This is a genomic window from Rhizobium sp. WW_1 (genome assembly GCF_003610155.1).
Lineage (GTDB): Bacteria > Pseudomonadota > Alphaproteobacteria > Rhizobiales > Rhizobiaceae > Rhizobium > Rhizobium tropici_A.
Genome location: NZ_RAIN01000023.1, coordinates 13,833 through 32,149, shown reverse-complemented (window position 1 = coordinate 32,149; position 18,317 = coordinate 13,833). Strand labels below are relative to the sequence as shown.

The 18,317-nt window shown below is 57.8% G+C and carries 13 protein-coding genes and 2 pseudogenes; 7 read left to right on the top strand and 8 right to left on the bottom strand.

All coding sequences use genetic code 11. The features are described from left to right. Positions 1-3: 3 nt before the first annotated feature. A pseudogene (locus tag BJ928_RS34440) lies at positions 4-468 on the top strand (DDE-type integrase/transposase/recombinase); the annotation flags it as partial. Between the two features lie 339 nt (positions 469-807). Here the strand turns inward: BJ928_RS34440 and BJ928_RS34435 are convergent. Beyond that, positions 808-2,121, bottom strand: coding sequence for a HAMP domain-containing sensor histidine kinase (locus tag BJ928_RS34435; protein ID WP_245432719.1), 1,314 nt, complete (start codon positions 2,119-2,121; stop codon positions 808-810). 77 nt (positions 2,122-2,198) lie between these two features. Next, complete coding sequence (locus tag BJ928_RS34430) at positions 2,199-2,861, bottom strand: response regulator transcription factor (protein WP_047636106.1); 663 nt, start codon at positions 2,859-2,861, stop codon at positions 2,199-2,201. A gap of 130 nt (positions 2,862-2,991) precedes the next feature. Between BJ928_RS34430 and BJ928_RS34425 the strand changes: the two genes are divergently transcribed. From BJ928_RS34425 to BJ928_RS34410, 4 genes are all read left to right on the top strand, one after another. Beyond that, positions 2,992-3,507: a hypothetical protein gene (locus tag BJ928_RS34425; RefSeq protein ID WP_047636105.1), complete on the top strand. Its 516-nt coding sequence runs from the start codon at positions 2,992-2,994 to the stop codon at positions 3,505-3,507. Between the two features lie 242 nt (positions 3,508-3,749). Then, entirely contained in the window at positions 3,750-4,997 is a 1,248-nt protein-coding gene (locus tag BJ928_RS34420) for an efflux RND transporter periplasmic adaptor subunit (RefSeq protein ID WP_245432717.1), read from the top strand. Continuing rightward, positions 4,994-8,149, top strand: a complete 3,156-nt coding sequence (locus BJ928_RS34415) for an efflux RND transporter permease subunit (RefSeq protein WP_052227969.1) — start codon at positions 4,994-4,996, stop codon at positions 8,147-8,149. The genes BJ928_RS34420 and BJ928_RS34415 overlap by 4 nt, the downstream gene beginning before the upstream one ends. Positions 8,150-8,205: 56 nt before the next feature. Then, entirely contained in the window at positions 8,206-9,462 is a 1,257-nt protein-coding gene (locus tag BJ928_RS34410; protein ID WP_047636103.1) for an arsenic transporter, read from the top strand. Positions 9,463-9,790: 328 nt separating this feature from the next. On the opposite strand, the gene BJ928_RS34405 is transcribed toward BJ928_RS34410, so the two are convergent. Continuing rightward, positions 9,791-10,981 carry a GGDEF domain-containing protein gene (locus BJ928_RS34405; protein ID WP_052227972.1) on the bottom strand — a complete coding sequence of 397 codons (1,191 nt, stop codon included), beginning with the start codon at positions 10,979-10,981 and terminating at the stop codon, positions 9,791-9,793. A 682-nt stretch (positions 10,982-11,663) separates the two neighbouring features. Here BJ928_RS34405 and BJ928_RS39585 point away from each other — a divergent pair. Continuing rightward, positions 11,664-11,852 (top strand): annotated as a pseudogene (locus BJ928_RS39585) (LysE family translocator); the annotation flags it as partial. 160 nt (positions 11,853-12,012) lie between these two features. Here the strand turns inward: BJ928_RS39585 and BJ928_RS34395 are convergent. From BJ928_RS34395 to BJ928_RS34380, 4 genes are all read right to left on the bottom strand, one after another. After that, a complete protein-coding gene (locus tag BJ928_RS34395) occupies positions 12,013-12,402 on the bottom strand; it encodes a nuclear transport factor 2 family protein (RefSeq protein WP_245432715.1) in 390 nt (129 codons plus the stop codon). 105 nt (positions 12,403-12,507) lie between these two features. After that, positions 12,508-13,110 (bottom strand): NAD(P)-binding domain-containing protein, encoded by a 603-nt coding sequence (locus BJ928_RS34390; protein WP_047636099.1) that lies wholly within the window; start codon positions 13,108-13,110, stop codon positions 12,508-12,510. A gap of 31 nt (positions 13,111-13,141) precedes the next feature. Continuing rightward, entirely contained in the window at positions 13,142-13,894 is a 753-nt protein-coding gene (locus tag BJ928_RS34385) for a glucose 1-dehydrogenase (RefSeq protein ID WP_047636098.1), read from the bottom strand. A gap of 50 nt (positions 13,895-13,944) precedes the next feature. Further along, positions 13,945-14,679, bottom strand: a complete 735-nt coding sequence (locus BJ928_RS34380) for an SDR family oxidoreductase (RefSeq protein WP_047636097.1) — start codon at positions 14,677-14,679, stop codon at positions 13,945-13,947. A gap of 225 nt (positions 14,680-14,904) precedes the next feature. On the opposite strand from BJ928_RS34380, the gene BJ928_RS34375 reads away from it, so the two are divergent. Then, positions 14,905-15,801 carry a LysR family transcriptional regulator gene (locus BJ928_RS34375; RefSeq protein ID WP_047636096.1) on the top strand — a complete coding sequence of 299 codons (897 nt, stop codon included), beginning with the start codon at positions 14,905-14,907 and terminating at the stop codon, positions 15,799-15,801. 337 nt (positions 15,802-16,138) lie between these two features. Here the strand turns inward: BJ928_RS34375 and BJ928_RS34370 are convergent, their stop codons facing one another. Continuing rightward, complete coding sequence (locus BJ928_RS34370) at positions 16,139-17,926, bottom strand: PAS domain-containing methyl-accepting chemotaxis protein (protein ID WP_047636095.1); 1,788 nt, start codon at positions 17,924-17,926, stop codon at positions 16,139-16,141. Positions 17,927-18,317 lie beyond the last annotated feature (391 nt).

Here is an 18,317-nt window from a genome sequence, read left to right as displayed (position 1 = left end):
CGCCTGGTGGTGACTATCAAGGGAAAGAGGTACTGGCTGTGGCGCACCGTCGATGCAAACGGTTACGTCCTCGATGCGCTCTTGCAAAGCCGGAGGAACAAGCGGGCAGCCCTGCGGCTCATGCGCAAGCTGCTCAAGCGTCAGGGTACCACCCCAAGGGTCATTGTCACCGACAAGCTGCGTTCCTACGGTGCCGCAAAGGCCGACTTGATGCCGGGCGTAGAGCATCGATCGCACAAGGGATTGAACAACCGTGCCGAAAATTCTCATTTGCCGCTACGGCGCCGAGAGCGGCGAATGATGCGCTTTAAGTCAGCGCGGCAATGTCAACGTTTCGTCTCGGTCCATGGCCAGGTCGCCAACCTCTTTCAGCTTCACCGGAAACATCTCTCTGCCGCAGACCACCGCCAGCTCCGCGCCACCGCCATGACCACTTGGCGTGAAATCGCATTGTCGACTGTCCTATGAAATGCGCCTGACAAGCACGCACGACGTCGGCGATCGGTTAAGGCGACGCCACCCGCGATGCTGCTGATGGTCGGCCTACATGATCTCAACAGCGCGTTGAACTCCTAACCGTAACTTGTCAGCCATTTCAGTTCAACGTGCCTTCAGCTGCTGCTAATTCACTGACGTCATTGCTGAAGTAGTGACTAGAAATAGTGCGCTGGTGGGCCTGCTTCCGCTCCAGACCACGATTTGCGATAGCGTTGGAAATGATCGTCGGTGTCTTGTAATGAGGGATCGCGGAGGCTGAGTAAGCTCAAGGGGATCACGCGGAAGAACGCCATTCGAAACGATAGTCCGTTACGCGATGTGCGCCTTTTCACCAACGGGGCCAGGATCGGTGGTTCGGGGCAGCGTAATCGAGCAAACCAATCCTGCATCGTTGCCGTTTCGCAAGGCGATCATCCCGCCATAGAGCTCAATAAGTTCCCTGGCGATTGCCAGCCCGAAGCCGTCGCCTGGGACAGTTTCGTCCATGCGTACCCCTGGGAGGAATGCTTCGGCAACACGAGCCTCCAGCATGCCGGCACCATCATCCTCAATGGTAATTACTGCCTCGCCTCCCTTAGGCTCGGCAGTAATTTTGACCGTGTGATATGCCCATTTAAAGCTATTGTCGATCAGATTGCCGAGTATCTCATCGACATCTTCCGCGACGCAGGCGACAGATAGTTTGGGATCGATATTGCTTTCAACTGTGATCGCTCGTTCGGCATAAATGCGCGACATGGTGAGGACGAGATCATCGACGTGTGGTTTGACCAGCGTTGCGGCGAGCGGCCCACCTGCCGCCGTCTTACGGGCACGGGCGAGATGATGGCGGATACGATGATCGATCCGGCGAACCAGAGCCCGCATCTCGCCATCGGGATCGTTCGCAGAAGATAACGCCAATAGGAGACTGGTAACCGGTGTCTTCAAGCCATGGGCGAGATTGGCAAAGTGCAAACGAGTTTCTGCGAGCCGCTGGAGGTTTTGGTCGACCAGTCGATTGATTTCAGCTATCGCTGGGCGCAGTTCCTCCACATCGGCATCGGGCAGTCGGGGCAGGGTACCTGCGGCGATTGAGGAAATATCCATCGTTAGTTTTCGTAGCGGGCGCAGGCCATATCGAACTTGCAGGAAAATTCCGGCGAGGAGGATCGCGCCCAGCAGCGCCATCGCTGGCATCAACCAGAACAACGCACGCTGCGCTGGGCCGCTCAGAGCGGATTGCGGCGCTGTTACGGTTATCTCGACAGCCTTGTTGCCGACGGTGATCTCGGAACTCCGCAGATATAATTTCTCACCGCGGAAGTCGGAGCTATCGGCTGGCTGCGAAGCACCAGTTAGAAGATGTCGCCAGTCGAATGGATGCGGCGGAGTGGTGATATTGTTGCCAGCGAGTGAGCGCGAGGTGATGTGGATGGCGTCGCCCGATATCTGCCAGTACCATCCGGATCCCCGGCGGTCGAACGGTGGCCCGTCGAGTGAAGCGTTGAGAGCGATGGTCCCGTCCGCCTTAGCTGTCACGGCGTTGCGCAATCCGTCGATCTCGGTGTCGAGGCGCTGGTCGATCTGTTCGCGGACGACACCTGCCACAATGAGATAGAGGGTGGCGGAAGCGACGATCATTGTTGCGGTCACGAAAAGGAAGGAGAACCCGACCAAACGCCGGGAGATCGTTGAGCGTCGGGGGACCTGAGGTGATCTCATGTCGCAGCCGTCAACATATAGCCGCGACCGCGAACGGTCTCGATGTGTTCCGATCCGATCTTTCGGCGCAATCTTGCGACAATGACTTCGATAGAGTTGGAGTCGACCTCGGCGTCGCCTTCATAGACGCGCTCGATCAGCTCACGCCTGTCAACGACGACTTCCTTGCGAAGGACCAAACAGGAGAGGACGCGCCATTCCAATGCCGTAAGCTTGAGGGGTAAGCCTTCATACTCGAACGTGCCGAGCTGAGCGTCGAATACCAACGGGCCGCAAGAGATTCTCGAAGCGGCGTGTCCAGTTGCCCGTCGCACCAGCGCACGCAGTCGCAGAACAAGCTCTTCGACCTTGAAAGGTTTGGTCAGGAAATCGTCAGCGCCTGCCTTGAAACTTTCGACCTTGTCTGGCCAACCGTCGCGAGCCGTCAAGATCAATACCGGGAAGCTGCGCTCTGCCGCGCGCCAGGATTTCAGAACCGATACGCCGTCGATCTTCGGCAACCCGAGGTCAAGGACGGCTACGTCGTAAAACTCGGTGAGGCCGGCGTGTTCAGCATCCTCGCCATTTTGGGCGACATCAACGGCAAAGCTTTCGGCCCTTAGGCTGGCGGCGATGCGCTTTGATAGATCGGTGTCGTCTTCGACAAGAAGCACGCGCATCGGGTGACCTTTTTAAGAAAGAACCTTTGTCCTAAGCCGAGTAGGCTTAACCCAACCTGAACCAGAAGGTTCAGGCTGTCGACTGTGACTGGCTGATAAGTTTCTCGCGTCAACCAAACAGGAGACAAACATGTCGTTCGAAAACAACGAAAACGCTGGCCACGACGAAGGGCCAGAGGGCAAACACCTACATCCACATCAACCAAATCAGAAAAGAACGCGGCACCTCGCGGCATTGGGGATCACAGCATTTGCGATCCTCGCCGTTGGTGCGGCGGCTGGAGCAGGCGCCGTGAAGCTGACGCGACCGAACGTGGAGCTTGCCCCCATGACGCCGGTTGCTATCTCCTCCATGACGGACTGGAACCTTGTGACGGTGAAGGGCAGGGTGGCAGAAGTCTTCGGCAACCAGTTCATCGTTCAAGATGATAGTGGACGTGCACTCGTCGAAACGGGACCCGCCGGCGACAGCGGCAAGCTTGTCGACGTCAATGAGCCCGTCACCGTTCAGGGACGTTTTGAACACGGATTCCTGCATGGAAGCTACATCGTCCGCCAGAACGGACAAACAGTGGCGCTTGGGCCTGCCGGCGGACCACCGCATCGCGGGCCGATTGACGACCTTCTGCGGCGCGACAGGCCATAATAATACAGGCTGCTTCGGTCAATTCTCCGCGACGGCGTACGGCCGCGAATGGCTACGTCGGCGTCGCTTGGAACTCTAGTTTCGATCCTCCTCTCCGATAGGCCATCGAAATCAGCCACGTCATCGAGCGTGCAAGTAGCCGCAGTCTTCGACAGCAATACACTATAGTTTCAGTCGAATATTGCCGTAGGCGGATTATTGGGCGGTAGAAAAACACGGCTATTGGTGCGTATTAATTCACGATGCCCGATTGTCGAAATATTTTCTCCAAAACATTGAACTATTGTGACGCCGTCGCGTTGTTGCGCCGTGCCGTTGGGGGTCTCGTTATGATGTTGGAATCAACGCGGAGTTTAGTGAAGCGAAACTTGTCGATTCTGTCGACATTCTCGTTCATCTCCGTCAGTGGGTTAATGGCTCCCCTCCAGGCCGCGGAGGAGCCGCCCCCAATACCCGTCACAGCAGTCACCGCGCAAACGGCAACAATCCATCGTGTGATAAACGGGATCGGAACTGTATCGCCCCTGCAATCGGTCACCGTGCGATCGCGCATCGACGGCCAGGTCGTCGAAATACCTTTCACGGAAGGCCAGATCGTCGCGAAGGGCAGCGTGCTTTTAAAGCTCGATGATCGTGAACTCCTATCCAATCTGGTGTCGGCGAAGGCAAAGAAGGCCCAGGACGAAGCGCAGTTGAAAAATGCCAAGACGGATGCCGAACGATATGCCACGCTTGCCGAGAAAGGTGTGGCCTCCACGTCGGTTCTGGAGCAGAAGAACGCCTCCAGCCAACAATATGTCGCAGCCGTCCAATATGACGACGCCATGATCAAGAATGCTGAAACGCAGCTCAGCTTTGCGACCGTCACTGCACCCTTTACCGGCCGAACCGGCTTCAAGCAAGTCGATGTCGGCAGCGTCGTCAGTGCGAGCTCAACGAACGGCATTGTAACCATTACTCAGATGGACCCGATAGGCGTTTCCTTCGTGGCTCCCGGTGGCAGGTTCGGCGAAATCCGCGACGCCATGCAAAATGGGATCGCCGAGGTTGAGCTATCAACGACCGATGGCACACGCAATTTGACCGCGGGCAAACTGACAATCATGGATAATGCCGTCGATGCATCCAACGGCTCCATTCATCTGCGAGCCACCTTCGACAACAAGAACGGCATTCTTTGGCCTGGCCTGCCTGTTGCGACACGACTGACCGTTGAGATCCGCAAGGGTATCGTGGTGCCAGACAAGGCGCTGGCTCGTGGGCGTGACGGTCTTTATGCCTACGTCGTGCAGGCTGATGGAAAGGTGGTGAAGAGGAGCGTCAAAACAGCATTTGTAACCGATGCGATGGCCTTGGTCAGCGAGGGTATCAATGATGGCGACCACGTCGTTATGGATGGGCAATCGCGGATCGGTGACGGAGTGAAAGTCGTGGTTACGCCCTGGAACGGATCGCCCACTGGCGAGCTTTCGGGAGGAGTTTCCCAATGACGGCTGGTTCTGGGCATGATCGCGACCAGTCGGACACTTCGAGTTTCTTTAACTTCTTTATTGATCATCCAGTCGCAACCGGCCTGATCATGCTCGGCATCTTTCTTGTCGGCGCGATCTGTTATCCCTTCATGCCGGTATCGGCTCTGCCGCAAATCGACTTTCCGACAGTCCAAATCGCTGCGAGCTTGCCTGGCGCGTCCCCGGATACCATGGCGTCAAGTGTCGCGCAGCCGATAGAGGAGGCGTTGTCGCGGGTGAGCGGCATCACCGAGATGACGTCTACCAGCTCTCTGGGAACGGCATCAATAACGGTCCAGTTTGACTTGGGCGAGGATATCCAGACGGCGGCTAGCGATGTGCAAACAGCGATCAGCGAGGCGTCCAGCCAGTTGCCGAAGGACATGCCGTCACTGCCGACCGTGAGGAAAGTCAATCCGGCCGATGCCCCTATCATGCAGTTGTCGGCAAACTCGGACAGCCTCACCTTGCCGGAGCTCGACGAATATATCGAACGCAATATCGCAACCAAAATCGGTCAAGTTTCCGGCGTGGCCTACGTCAATATCGGCGGAAAGCAAAAGCCGGCAATCCGGATAGCCGTCGATCCTGGGCGGTTGGCCCAGGCGGACGTCACGCTCGAAGATTTGCGATCGGCAATCGGCAATCTCAGCCTAAGCGCGCCCAAAGGCAATATCGACGATCCGACGCGAACATTTCCCATTGATACCAACGACCAGATCACCACCACCACTGAATGGAACGATGCCGTCATCGCCTACCGCAATGGCGGACCGGTTCGCATTCGCGACATCGGTCAGGCCGTCGACGGCGCAGAAGATGCGAAGATGGCGCACTGGACGAATGGAGAGCGTGGTATCGCGCTTGATGTCTTCCGCCAGCCTGGCGCCAATGTCATTGCGGTGGTCGACGCCGTCAAATCGCAGCTGCCAGCATTGCAGGCATCCTTGCCGCGGTCGATCACGCTTAAACTGGTAACTGATCGCACGACGACAATCAGAGCTTCGGTCGACGATGTGCAGTTTACCCTGGTGCTGACCATCGGACTTGTGGTTTTGGTGATCTTCCTGTTTCTGCGCAGCATTCGCGCGACCATCATTCCCGTGCTCACGCTGCCGATTGCCTTGGTCGGTTCACTGGCGCCCATGTGGGTTCTCGGCTTCAGCCTCGACAATTTGTCGCTCATGGCTCTCGTCGTCGCAGTCGGCTTCGTCGTCGACGATGCGATTGTCATGCTGGAAAACATCACCCGTCATATCGAGGACGGAATGCAGCCCAACGAGGCCGCGAGAAAAGGCGCCGGCGAGATCGGCTTTACCATCATCTCAATCAGCCTTTCCCTGATTGCCGTTCTCATCCCCATTCTCCTGATGGGCGGTATCGTCGGGCGGCTCTTTCGCGAGTTCGCCGTCACCCTTACGATCGCTATTGCGATCTCGGCGTTTGTGTCGCTGACGCTGACCCCGATGTTGGCATCGCGTTTCATACGCGCTACTCCCACACAGAATCGCGGCCGCTTCTATCGAACCGGAGAAGCGTTCTTTGACTGGCTTCTATCTCTCTATGCGCGCAGCCTCACCCCCGTCATTCGCCATCGCTATCTGACACTCTTGGTTTTCCTGGGCACGGTCGCGCTGACCGGTTATCTCTTTGCGATCGCACCAAAGGGCTTCTTTCCAGAACAGGATACCGGCTTCATTGCCGGACTGTCTCAGGCGTCGCCAGATATCTCCTTTAGCGAAATGGCAAAGCTGCAGGAGCGTGTCAGCGCGATCATCCTTAAGGATCCAGCCGTCTATAGCGTCTTCATGGATATCGGTGGCGGCAATGGCGGTAACGCCCTCAATCAGGGACATATCAACATCACACTGAAACCTCTATCCGAGCGCGATGTCAGCGCAAAGGAGGTCATTCAGCGCCTCGGCGACGCCCTGAATGCGCAGCAAGGCATCAAGCTGTTCATGCAGTCGGCGCAAGACATCAATATCGGAGCCCGCCCGGCCAAGACGCAATATCAATATACGCTCCAGGATGGCGATATCACCGAACTTGCCAACTGGTCCTCGAAAGTCACAAACCGGCTGCAAGCTCTACCCGAACTTCGCGATGTCGGCAGCGATCAGCAAGCCGAGGCGCCGAACCTGTCCATCCGCATCGATCGCGCCGCTGCCACCCTGTACGGGGTCTTGCCTTCCGCGATCGACGAGACGCTCTATGACGCTTTCGGCCAACGCCAAGTGGCGTCCTATTCGACGCAGACCGACACGTTCCATGTCATCCTGGAGGTGTTGCCAAACCTGCAGCGCGACATAGCGACCCTGGACCGCCTTTCGGTGAGGGCAAGCAATGGAACGCTTGTTCCATTGCCAGTCGTTGCCAAGTGGACAACGAATGGCGTCTCGCCAGTGTCGATCTCGCATCAGGGACAATCGCCGGCCGTCACCATTTCCTTTAACCTTGCCCCCTCGATTGCCCTGGGTCAGGCAACAAGCGCGATCGAGAATGCCGTGGCCGCCTTGCATCCTCCCGCTTCGCTGCAGGCCAGCTTCTCGGGCAGCGCCAAGGCCTTTCAGGATTCGCTGGCGACCGTGCCTATGCTGATCCTTGCATCGCTTGTCGTGGTCTACATTATTCTCGGCATCCTCTACGAAAGCCTGATTCACCCGTTGACGATCCTGTCAACACTGCCGTCTGCGGCGCTTGGCGCGCTTCTGGCGTTGCAGTTTGCCGGCCTTGATTTCGGGCTTGTCGCGATGATCGCCGTCATCCTGCTCATCGGCATCGTCAAGAAGAACGGGATCATGCTCGTCGACTTCGCGATTCAGGCGGAGAAGGAGGAGGGATTGAGCAGCGAGGCCGCGATCGTCAGGGCAGCGCACATGCGCTTTCGTCCGATTTTGATGACCACGATGGCTGCTCTTTTGGGAGGGTTGCCGCTGGCGATCGGTCATGGCTCCGGCTCGGAGCTGCGTCAACCGCTGGGTTACGCCATTGTTGGCGGCCTTTTGGTCAGCCAGTTGCTGACCCTATATACCACGCCGGTCATTTATCTTCTTCTCGACAAATTGCGGCGGCCGAGAACAAGCGATCACACGACGGTACGCCGGGGCGGTGACGTAGCTACAGTTTGATTCGCGCAGCCGTCCAACAAACCCATTCATCCACGTTGAAACCCAAGATGATCTGAATGACCGAAGCCGCCATCACCTGGAGTATCGCCGGACTGACGGCTCTCGGCGTCGTCGCACGCCCGTTCCGATGGCCGGAAGCCGTCTGGGCGGTGCTTGGCGCTGCCCTTCTGCTGGTGTTTCGCCTGATCGGCCCTGCCGATGTCTGGGCGGGCGTGTCCAAGGGCTTCGATGTCTATCTCTTCCTGATCGGCATGATGCTGCTGTCGGAGCTTGCCCGCCGGGAGGGGCTGTTCGATTGGGTTGCGGCGATCGCCACTTCCCATGCCAAAGGCTCGCCGCGGCGGTTGTTTCTGCTCGTTTATGTCGTTGGTGTTGTCGTGACCGTGTTCCTGTCGAACGACGCCACCGCCGTCGTCCTGACACCGGCGGTCTACGCCGCCTGTCGCGCGGCTCGGGTCAAGGACCCCATGCCCTATCTGCTGGTCTGCGCCTTCATCGCCAATGCCGCCAGCTTCGTCCTGCCTATTTCCAATCCGGCGAACCTGGTGATCTTCGCGGGCGGTGAAATGCCTCCCCTGTCACGCTGGATGGCGACCTTTCTACTGCCTTCGATCGTGTCGATCGTCGTAACCTTCGTCTGCCTTTACTGGACGCAGAGGCAGGCACTGGCAGAAGACACCATCGCGTCCACCGTCGAACAGCCGGCCCTGTCGCAAAGTGCCAGGCTGGCCGGATGGGGACTTTTGGTAACAGCCCTTATCCTGATCGGCGCATCGGCCATGCATCTCGATCTTGGCGTCCCCACCTTCGCCGCAGGCATTCTCACGACAGTCATCGTTCTCGCCATCACACGGCAGAGCCCGATCGAGACCATCCGGGGGATAAGCTGGAGCGTCTTGCCGCTGGTTGCCGGACTGTTCGTCATCGTCGAAGCGGTCAATCACACTGGCCTCACCGCTCTTCTATCCGAAAGGCTTGCATCGCTTGCGGCTCAATCGCAGGCGCAGGCCATCGGGGCGGCGGGACTTTCGGTCGCGATCGTCTCCAACCTCGTCAACAATCTGCCGGCTGGCCTCTTTGCCGGCAGCGCTGTGCAGGCAGCCCATGTCCCCGACGCGATCGCGGGAGCCGTGCTGATCGGTGTCGACCTCGGCCCCAACCTGTCCGTCACCGGTTCGCTGGCCACCATTTTGTGGCTTGCTGCCTTGCGTCGCGAAGGCCTTCACATGGGCACCTGGGCTTTCCTGAAGCTCGGCGTCGTCGTGATGTTCCCGGCGTTGATCCTGTCGCTGGCAGCGCTTCTGTTGATATGACAGAGTATATGTCAGTCGCATTTGTTTGGAGATTGCAATTAATCGCGTTTATCCGTGGTCGGGTGGGAAAGTCGGCTCGATGCAAAGCGCCTTGAGGTGGCCATACATCCCGGAGGCGATGATCTTGCGAGAAGGGTGGCAAATAAGGTGCTTATGGTAAGGGTCGAGCTGACAGGCCCTTTATAACTTGACGCATTCCGCCAGGAAGAACTGCCGGTTGAATTTGAGCGAGTGAACATCACCGCTCGTCCATTGCCGCAAATCCCAAAATGACGTGACGCTCATTGAACAGGTAGCTGTGTTCAGCTGAAACGTGTCGGGCCCCGAGTCATGAAGGGCGCGCCCGGTGTTGCATGAGGCCAGCCGTAGATAGTTCGTGGAAAGAGCTAAGGTCGGCGTCACAGACACGATTTCGTCCTGCGGCTTTCGCCAGATACAGGGCGCGGTCGGCTTCCCGGCAAAGATGCGAGAGTTCCAATCCTTCATGCAAGGCTCTTGCGATACCGATGCTTGTGGTCACGGCGACTTCAGGGGCAAGGGTAGGATAGCGAAGCTCAGCGACGGCTCTTCGAATACGTTCGGCATGCAGTAAACCATCCCCCGCGTTTCCTGGGAGGAAAACGATAAATTCTTCGCCTCCTTGTCTTGCGAGCAATGCCGGTGAAGGCAAGATCGATTGCACCGCTTGTGCCATTGTTGCTAGAACTTCGTCGCCTGCGGCATGCCCCCAACGATCGTTCAACTGCTTAAAGTGATCGATATCAAGGAAGAGAATTGCGTCGCCATGTCGGAGTTGTTGAGGGGTGTTCGCGTTAAAAAAGCGACGATTATAGAGGCCTGTCAGAGCGTCGCGGTCGGCCAGATGTTTGATTTTGGTATGCTGACGCTCGCTGATGAAAATCACGATGGCAATCGCCAGCACGAACTTGGAAATGATCATCAGGAAAAAGCCGCCGGCGACATCAAGCACGGGAAAGGCATTAAACGAGAACTCCAGACCCATGATCAACGAGAGGAGGCTGGCGGATGCCAGTATAGCCGCAACCAATCTTCGGATTGGAAGCGGCTCACGATATGCGTCGAGGAACACCACAACTGCCGTGGCCGCCATCGTCAAGCATCCGAGAAAAGTGAAGGTCGTCGCCCGATACGTGTTGTTCAGATGGAAATCAGTGATCAGTCCCGCTGCCAGCGTTGCTGTGGCAGGTATGAGTACAAGCCCCGTATTTACCTTTCGATCAGGGTTGCTGATCACGACAAACGCCAACCCCAGCATGCAATATCCCAATACGGCAAGGACAATGTTGATAAGGCTGAGGGGGCCGTAAAGTGTGGGATGAATTTCGGCGTGTCCTGCAAGTGTTGAACCTGCAGCTAAGACCACGAAGCTTGCGGCGAGAAGGCCGACGCCGCGACTTTCTGTCGAAGTCAGTCGCAGATATCCCAAGGTCAAGGCGCCGGCGATATAGGATGTCTTCTGCAGGAACAGTACCGTCGGCATATCCAGTTCGTTTATCATCAGGTGCCACATAAATGGTCATTCGTGGGCGCCGCTTTACCAGGAAGAATTGAATATTTTGCGAAGATTGGCCAGATTTTAGAATTCCTTTCCAACCGCTGCCGGTCTTTCAGCGACTGCATTTGCTTTTTCAGCCCTATCGGAGGGCGGGGGTCCCAGCTTTGGAAGCTTGGCAACCTTCGATTCCCGACAAGACTATCCAGATAGGATGCACAAAATGTACGACACAATCTGCCGGATCGCACGCGCGCAGACGCCAAGAAGGGATAGCCGACTCTGACAGGACCTCTCTCTCAAGCTTCGCTCTGTGCATCAAGCTGGCGTCGGCTTTCAACGTCGTGCCGCCAGTTTTGGCGTTAGAGCTGAATAAGGTGCGTAGTGTCCGCAACAGCTCACGCATTCTTGGAACGTCTACGGCTTCAATGCGCTTTTTAAGGGCGGAAACTTGCGACCATCGAGCTTGGGAAAATGCCAACCGAGCGGCAGCAATTTAAAGATCGGGTTGCGCAACTCGATGAATTGGGCAGGCTGCGCCTGCGACTGGTTTGGAAAGCGTAGCGGTTGGCATATGAGGCCCAGGCCATCATCGCCGCAAAGAAGCCAACCAAGACCCGTCGAAGAGTCTATACGGAACACTGGGGCTGCCCGGTTTGTATTTTGCGGTGAGGATTTCCCTTCTGTTCTCGGCCTGGTCTATACTCTACTTGGCATTATGACCGACGGCGGCTATGCGCTTGCCGCTGGCTTTTGAGGCGATTACCTGAGGCGCAATCGAAGCTTTCTTATAGCTGAACGCTATGTCAGTGGGGTCCTCTTGATCGGTCTTGGGATAACGGCTGGCCTTGCGGGAAATCACGTCCCCAACGCGTAGGAGAGCTTCACCGGCTCCATCAGCGCTCATGGTGGCCCTTATCACGGCGGGACTCCTGTGGTTACCGCACGGCTAAATGTCGATGACGGTGGAGTCCGTCTTGACGCGAGCGAAACGGATCAACTCGATAGCTTGGATTGGCCGTGCAGCAGAATCTCCTTTATGGCCGGGTATCCACATGCGCCGGGTGTGCGGCGCGTGCCAACGCTTGCGTGTCGATGTATTCCCGGATGTTGGTCAGTCTGCCGTCCCGGACCGTGATGGCGAAGATCCAGTCGTCCTGGAACAGCTTGTTCGTGGCTTTGACCTTCCCGCTGGCGAAGCCGACGACAAGAACCCGGTCCCCTTGTGCTACAAATTCCCGTGGTTTCGTGGAGGTGTCCATCGATCTGGAAGCCGTCTCCAGCAAATCTGCCAGTCCCGCGTGCCCCCGGTAGGTGCCGGCCAGCGGCCAGTCCCTGCCTGGAATGATCCACTCGATATCTTCCGCGACCAATGCCAGCAGAGCCTCCTTGTCCCCGCGGCCGATCGCAGCGAAGAAGTCCTTCACGGTCTGGATGTTTTTTCAATGCTCATGGGAATGTCTCCATTCCGCTGGGACCGGATCGTGCTCGATCCGATCCGTACATCGTGGTCCTGTCGGTGGGACGTCGTTTTATGCGTCGAACTTGAGCAGGTCCTTGAAGATGAGATGCCCCCAGCTCTTTCCGCGCGCCTGGACCAGTAGCCCACCTTCCGACAGGCCGCCAATCTTGATCGGCGCGAAGCCGAGATGTTCCGCAAGCGCGCCAATATCGTCTGCGGCAGCGTCGTCGTCGCTCGCCAGGAACACGACTCTCCTGGCGCCGTGCACGGCTGGATCTTGGGCAAGGGTGGCGGCGACCAGATGGTTGAAGCCCTTCACCAACCTTGCGCCAGAGAAAGCCTGCCCGACGGCCTTGGAAGAAGGCTGTCCTCCCAGTTGCTCGGGGGGGACGCCGTAGGCATTGGTCACATCGATGATTGTCTTCCCCTGCCAGGCGGGGAGTGCCTTCGCGACCTCCGGATGCTGTTCGAAACGGACAGCCAAAAAGATGATATCCGCCTTCACGGCGTCCGCCAGTGTTTTGGCCATGACCTTAGGGCCGATCGCGGCCGCATTAGCAGCAAAGCTTTCCGGGTCGCGCGTGGTTGCAACGGTTACTTCGATGCCGTTGCGGGAAAACGCCTTGGCTAAGGCCTGGCCGATATTGCCGAAGCCGATGATTGCATAGCTCATAATGCTTCTCCGATCCTGTGTTGATGCCGGGTCAGACCTGCGCCCACCCACCGTCGACGGCGAGATCGATGCCGGTGATGTAGGAGCTTTCGTCGGAGGCGAGGAAGGTGAGCGCAGCCGCGATTTCCTCTGGCTTGCCCCTGCGACCCATTGGGATCTGTGACGCAAACTGGGTGACAGCCTCCTCGGCTTGCTCAGCGGTAAGGCCGGTCGTTGTCGCCAAGGCGGGAGTCTCGATCGCGCCGGGGCTCATCGTATTCACGCGGATATTGCGATCTTTAAGCTCCAGGGTCCAGGACCGGGAGAAGCTGCGAACAGCCGCCTTGCTTGCTGCGTAAGCGCTGAAAGCTGGCAGCCCCATCACGTTCGAGACCGAAGAGTTCAGGATGATCGATCCGCCGTTCTTGAAGAGGGGAAGGGCCTTCTGCACCGTAAAGAACAACCCCTTCACATTCACATCGAAGGTCTGGTCAAAATGGGCCTCCGTCGCTGCCGCGAGCGGCGCGACCGTACCTGCGCCCGCGTTTGCGAAGAGAATATCGATATGACCATGTTTCTCCTTCACCGTGGCGTAGAGCAGGTCCAGATCTTCCAAGCGCGAGACGTCGCCCACGACTGTTGTCACGTTTTTCCCGATAAGGGCCGCGGCCTCTTGCAAGGCTTTCTCGCGCCGCCCAATGATCACGACCTGCGCACCTTCGTCCACGAAACGCTTGGCGGTGGCCAAGCCAATCCCGCTGCTTCCGCCCGTGATGACTGCGATTTTACCTTCGAGTGCTTTCATAATCTTTTGTCCTTCGTTGTGTGTGAGTTAGGCACCGAAGCACGCCGGGGTCAGAGTTGGGCCAAGCCGCCGTCGACAGCGACTTCGCTGGCGGTCATGAAGCTGCTGTCGTCAGACCCTAGAAAAGCGGCCACGGACGCGATCTCCGCCGGATCGGCCATGCGCTGGAGCGGAGTCATGGCTCCGTAGGCCTTCTGGCCCTCCTCTCCGAGCGCTTCCTTCGCGAGTTCGGTCGCCGTCGCGCCGGGCGACAGCACATTGACCCGGATACCGGTACCCTTCAGATCCTCCGCCCAGGTCCGCGCGAGATTGCGCACCGCTGCCTTGCTCGCGCTGTAGGCGCTGAATGCGGGGGCGCCCGTGGTGCCGGCGCTCGATCCGGTCAGGATGATCGAACCGCCGTCGCTCATCAGCGGTAGCGCCTTCTGGACCGTGAAGATCGTGCCCTTCACATTGGTGTCGAAGGTTTCGTCGATATGCTCGGCGGTGATCTGGCCGAGAGGAAGCGGGCTTCCTGTTCCAGCATTGGCGAACACGATGTCGAGGGTTCCGCGCTCGGCCTTCACCGCCGCATAGAGCCGGTCGAGATCGGCTTCATGGGAAACCGAGCCCTTTACCGCGCGGGCGTTGGGTCCAAGCTCGGCCATAGCCGCATCGAGTGCTTGCTGCCGACGCCCATAGATGAAGACGAAGGCACCCTCCTCTATGAAGCGCCTTGCAGCGGCGAGGCCGATACCGGTGGCGCCGCCCGTGATCACGGCGGTCTTTCCATTCAATCTGGTCATGTCATGCATTCCTTGTGTCGCGTTTCGGGTCATCGCTTGCGGAAACATCCTCCGATGGCCTCGATATGGGTTCGCTGACCCCACGCGGTGAGTGCGCAATCGCGCGGATCGGTGGTGCGAAAACGATCCACTTTCCTGATCGAACGCGGCGACGATCACGCACAATTCGGCCCAGTATGATAGACTGGCATTCGGAAGCCGCTCCACGCGGCGCGGGAATGGACCATGATCGACTGGGATGACGTTCGCTACTTTCTTGCCGCTGCGCGCGGCGGCTCGGTGCGGGCCGCCGCCAAGAGCCTGGGAGTGAACCACGCGACCGTGCTGCGACGCATCGCTCAACTAGAGGCGCACCTCGGGGCGCATATGTTCGAAAAGCTGCCTTCGGGCTACCGCCTGACGGCCGCGGGCGAGGAGATTCTGGAGTTCGCGAACCAGATGGAAGCCTCGTCGCACCAACTCGAGACACGCGTCCTCGGGCGCGATCAGAGCGTACGCGGGCTTCTGCGGGTGACGCTTCCCCCGTTCCTCGCGACCCACTTGCTCATGCCGGATATCGCCGATTTTGCTCGTCTGCATCCGGACATCGAGATGGAGATCGTATCGACCGGCGAGGTCGTGAATCTGACCAACCGCGAGGCCGATGTGGCGATCCGGATGGTCTCCGATCGTAAGACCCTGCCGCTCAATCTTCATGGCCTGAGAGGTCCGGATCTGCTTGCGGGCGTTTATATATCCCGCGATAGACTGGCCGCGTGGCGTGCGGATGCGCCGGATCCAATCCGGCCTATCGTCGTCGGCGATCAGGCTCTTCCGGCCTGGATCGCCGAAGGGGAGGTTCGTGCTACAGGGGTTCCGTTCAGGGCGCCGGACGCCGACGCGCAGATCGCTGCGACAAGGCAAGGGATCGGCATGACCAGACTGCCCTGTTTCGTCGGAGATGCAGATCAGCTGCTGGTGAGAGTTCCCGGCATCGACCTGAAATCACCTGCGACGATCTGGCTTCTCACGCAGGGGGAGACACGCAAGACGAAGCGCGTGCGGCTCTTCACGGAGTTCATATCCCACCGACTTGCCGCATACGCTCCGCGCCTTGCCGGGCGGTCAATAGCGAGCGGCTGACGCCCGGTTCCACACATGGCAAATGGGCTCGGACATTGCCGCTTTGGACATTGGCCTTCTGGGGATGGGGGCTGCGGAGTGGCCGCTCTCCGTGAGGTCGGAACGCATCGCCGACCGTCCGCTCCCGGCCTCAGTATCAGTCGTTTCATCGACGTCAAGGCTTTGTATGCTATTGAAAATTTAAGGTCGAGCACCTTGTAATAACAGTGTCGTGGGTTCTGATGCCATCAAGGCGTCCATCACTAAGGAAATTGAACTGCAGAGCTCGGGGGTTCATCGCAATCGACCATTTGGAAGAGACAGGTAGAAGGACCAAAAGTCGGAACCGGATTGTCGATCAAAACTCTTCCCAGCTGTCGTTTCCAACGGCCAAGGCGGAGGAGCCCTGCGTCTGGAGTTGCGGCCGAACGCGCCGGCCGACAGCTTGAAGAGGTGGATGGGCGGGGGGATTGAGTGGCTTGGCCGGTTGGGAAGCTCGCGCCGCCTCGCCATATTTGAATTGCCCGAGCAACTGGAACAGCGCAGCCGCCTCGCGTGCGAGACTATGGCTGGCCGCCGTCTGCTCTTCTACCATGGCGGCATTTTTCTGTGTGCTTTGGTCGACTGTATCGACCGCCTGATTGATCTCGCCGAGAGCGGTCGACTGTTCTCTCGCCGCCTCGACGATCGCCACGACATTGGTGTCGATCTCCTGGACTTGCGCGGCGATTTCCTGCAGAGCTCCGCCGGCATTGGTAACCAGGGCGACACCATTGGCGACCTGGGCGCCGGATGCGGTGATCAACGTCTTGATTTCTTTTGCCGCCTTTGCCGATCGCTGAGCGAGTTCGCGGACCTCTTGCGCCACAACGGCAAAACCTTTGCCGGCGTCTCCCGCTCTTGCCGCCTCGACCCCCGCGTTTAGCGCCAGAAGATTCGTCTGAAATGCGATTTCATCGATGACGCCGATGATGCTGGAGATCTCGCGCGACGAAGCCTCGATCTGATCCATGGCACCGATGGCATTGCGTACGACGTCTCCCGAATGTTCGGCGTGGTTGCGAGCCCGCGCAACAAGTCTGCCCGCCTCTTCGGCCCGGTCTTTGGAATTCTTTACTGTCGTGGTGATCTCCTCGAGGGCGGCAGCCGTCTCCTCGATGGAGGCGGCCTGCTGTTCAGTCCGCTTGGCAAGATCATCGGCGGCAACGCGTACCTCATTCGATCCGGAGGCAATCGCATGGGCGTTTTCCGCGACCGTTGCCATTGCCTGTTTCAGCTTGTCGGAGGCACTGTTGAAATCGGTTCGCAACCGCTCAAGCGAGGGAATGAAAGCCTTCTCGATTTCTTGCGACAGATCCCCCTCGGCGAGATTTGTCAAACACGCAGCGAGTTGATTGACGTTTTCAACGCGGCCGGTTACGTCGGTCGCGAATTTCACAACTTTGAAAACCTTGCCGTTAAGATCGAAAATGGGGTTGTACGAGGCCTGGATATAAACATTGCGCCCCCCTTTACCCAGCCGCATGAATTCATCAGCGATGAGCTCACCAGCAGCTAATTTTTTCCAGAAATCCTGATATGCACTCGACGCGGTGTAGGAACTCTCGCAGAATATCGAGTGATGCTTGCCTTGAATTTCCGCGAGCGAATAGCCGAGCGCGGACAGGAAGTTTTCGTTGGCGGTCAGGATCTCACCGGTGGGAGTGAATTCTATTATGGCCTGCGCGCGCGAAAGTGCCTCGATCTTACCGGAGTCCTCGGCCGTCCTCAGCTTGCTCGCCGTGATATCGGTGGCAATCTTGACGACCTTGACCGGCTTTCCCCGGCGAAAGACCGGATTATAGGAGGCTTCGATCCAGACCTCTCTACCGCCCTTACCGATGCGCTTGTATTGTTGCTGGTCGAAAGTGCCGGCTGCAAGCTTCGACCAGAAGGCCTTGTATTCCGGTGAGCCCGCATAAGCCGGTTCGACGAACATGCTATGATGCTTTCCGACGATCTCCGCCAGCTCATAGCCAAGTGCTCGACAAAAACGTTCATTGGCCGTGAGGATCCTACCGGCAAGATCGAACTCGATCATGGCCTGTGATTTTGACAATGCGGTAATAACAGCAATGGCATCTTTGCCACGGTCAAAAACAACCATTCGATCATTCCTGTATTGTTTCGGAATATCCGAAGTTAAACTGCAGTAAAATATTGCCGGACACTGATTAAAATGCAATTAACTATAATTTATATATGCTAATATTATAATGATTCCTCGATATTTACTCCACATTCCATGCGAAAATTCTATTATTGATTGTGGGGGTGCGGCCACGAGCGCATACAAACAAGATATACTGGCACATGGCCTAGTGGGGAAAGTTCTGCACGCCACGCCGAAGACGCAGCGGTTATTTCAGTCGCGGATGCTTGAGCCGAAGCCAGTATGACATCGTTGCTGAAGCCTAACTCACGTTGTGGAAACTAGGTTCCGACCTAGCGATTCTACGCGGCAAGCGCACTGCAATTGCGGACTGCTAAATTTGCAA

What these genes read in the sequence shown, in the direction of transcription:
- BJ928_RS34435 (WP_245432719.1), bottom strand. Translation starts at nt 2,121, where the DNA reads ATGATCGTCGCTTCCGCCACCCTCTATCTCATTGTGGCAGGTGTCGTC.
- BJ928_RS34430 (WP_047636106.1), bottom strand. Translation starts at nt 2,861, where the DNA reads ATGCGCGTGCTTCTTGTCGAAGACGACACCGATCTATCAAAGCGCATC.
- BJ928_RS34425 (WP_047636105.1), top strand. Translation starts at nt 2,992, where the DNA reads ATGTCGTTCGAAAACAACGAAAACGCTGGCCACGACGAAGGGCCAGAG.
- BJ928_RS34420 (WP_245432717.1), top strand. Translation starts at nt 3,750, where the DNA reads ATGCCCGATTGTCGAAATATTTTCTCCAAAACATTGAACTATTGTGAC.
- BJ928_RS34415 (WP_052227969.1), top strand. Translation starts at nt 4,994, where the DNA reads ATGACGGCTGGTTCTGGGCATGATCGCGACCAGTCGGACACTTCGAGT.
- BJ928_RS34410 (WP_047636103.1), top strand. Translation starts at nt 8,206, where the DNA reads ATGACCGAAGCCGCCATCACCTGGAGTATCGCCGGACTGACGGCTCTC.
- BJ928_RS34405 (WP_052227972.1), bottom strand. Translation starts at nt 10,981, where the DNA reads ATGATAAACGAACTGGATATGCCGACGGTACTGTTCCTGCAGAAGACA.
- BJ928_RS34390 (WP_047636099.1), bottom strand. Translation starts at nt 13,110, where the DNA reads ATGAGCTATGCAATCATCGGCTTCGGCAATATCGGCCAGGCCTTAGCC.
- BJ928_RS34385 (WP_047636098.1), bottom strand. Translation starts at nt 13,894, where the DNA reads ATGAAAGCACTCGAAGGTAAAATCGCAGTCATCACGGGCGGAAGCAGC.
- BJ928_RS34380 (WP_047636097.1), bottom strand. Translation starts at nt 14,679, where the DNA reads ATGACCAGATTGAATGGAAAGACCGCCGTGATCACGGGCGGCGCCACC.
- BJ928_RS34375 (WP_047636096.1), top strand. Translation starts at nt 14,905, where the DNA reads ATGATCGACTGGGATGACGTTCGCTACTTTCTTGCCGCTGCGCGCGGC.
- BJ928_RS34370 (WP_047636095.1), bottom strand. Translation starts at nt 17,926, where the DNA reads ATGGTTGTTTTTGACCGTGGCAAAGATGCCATTGCTGTTATTACCGCA.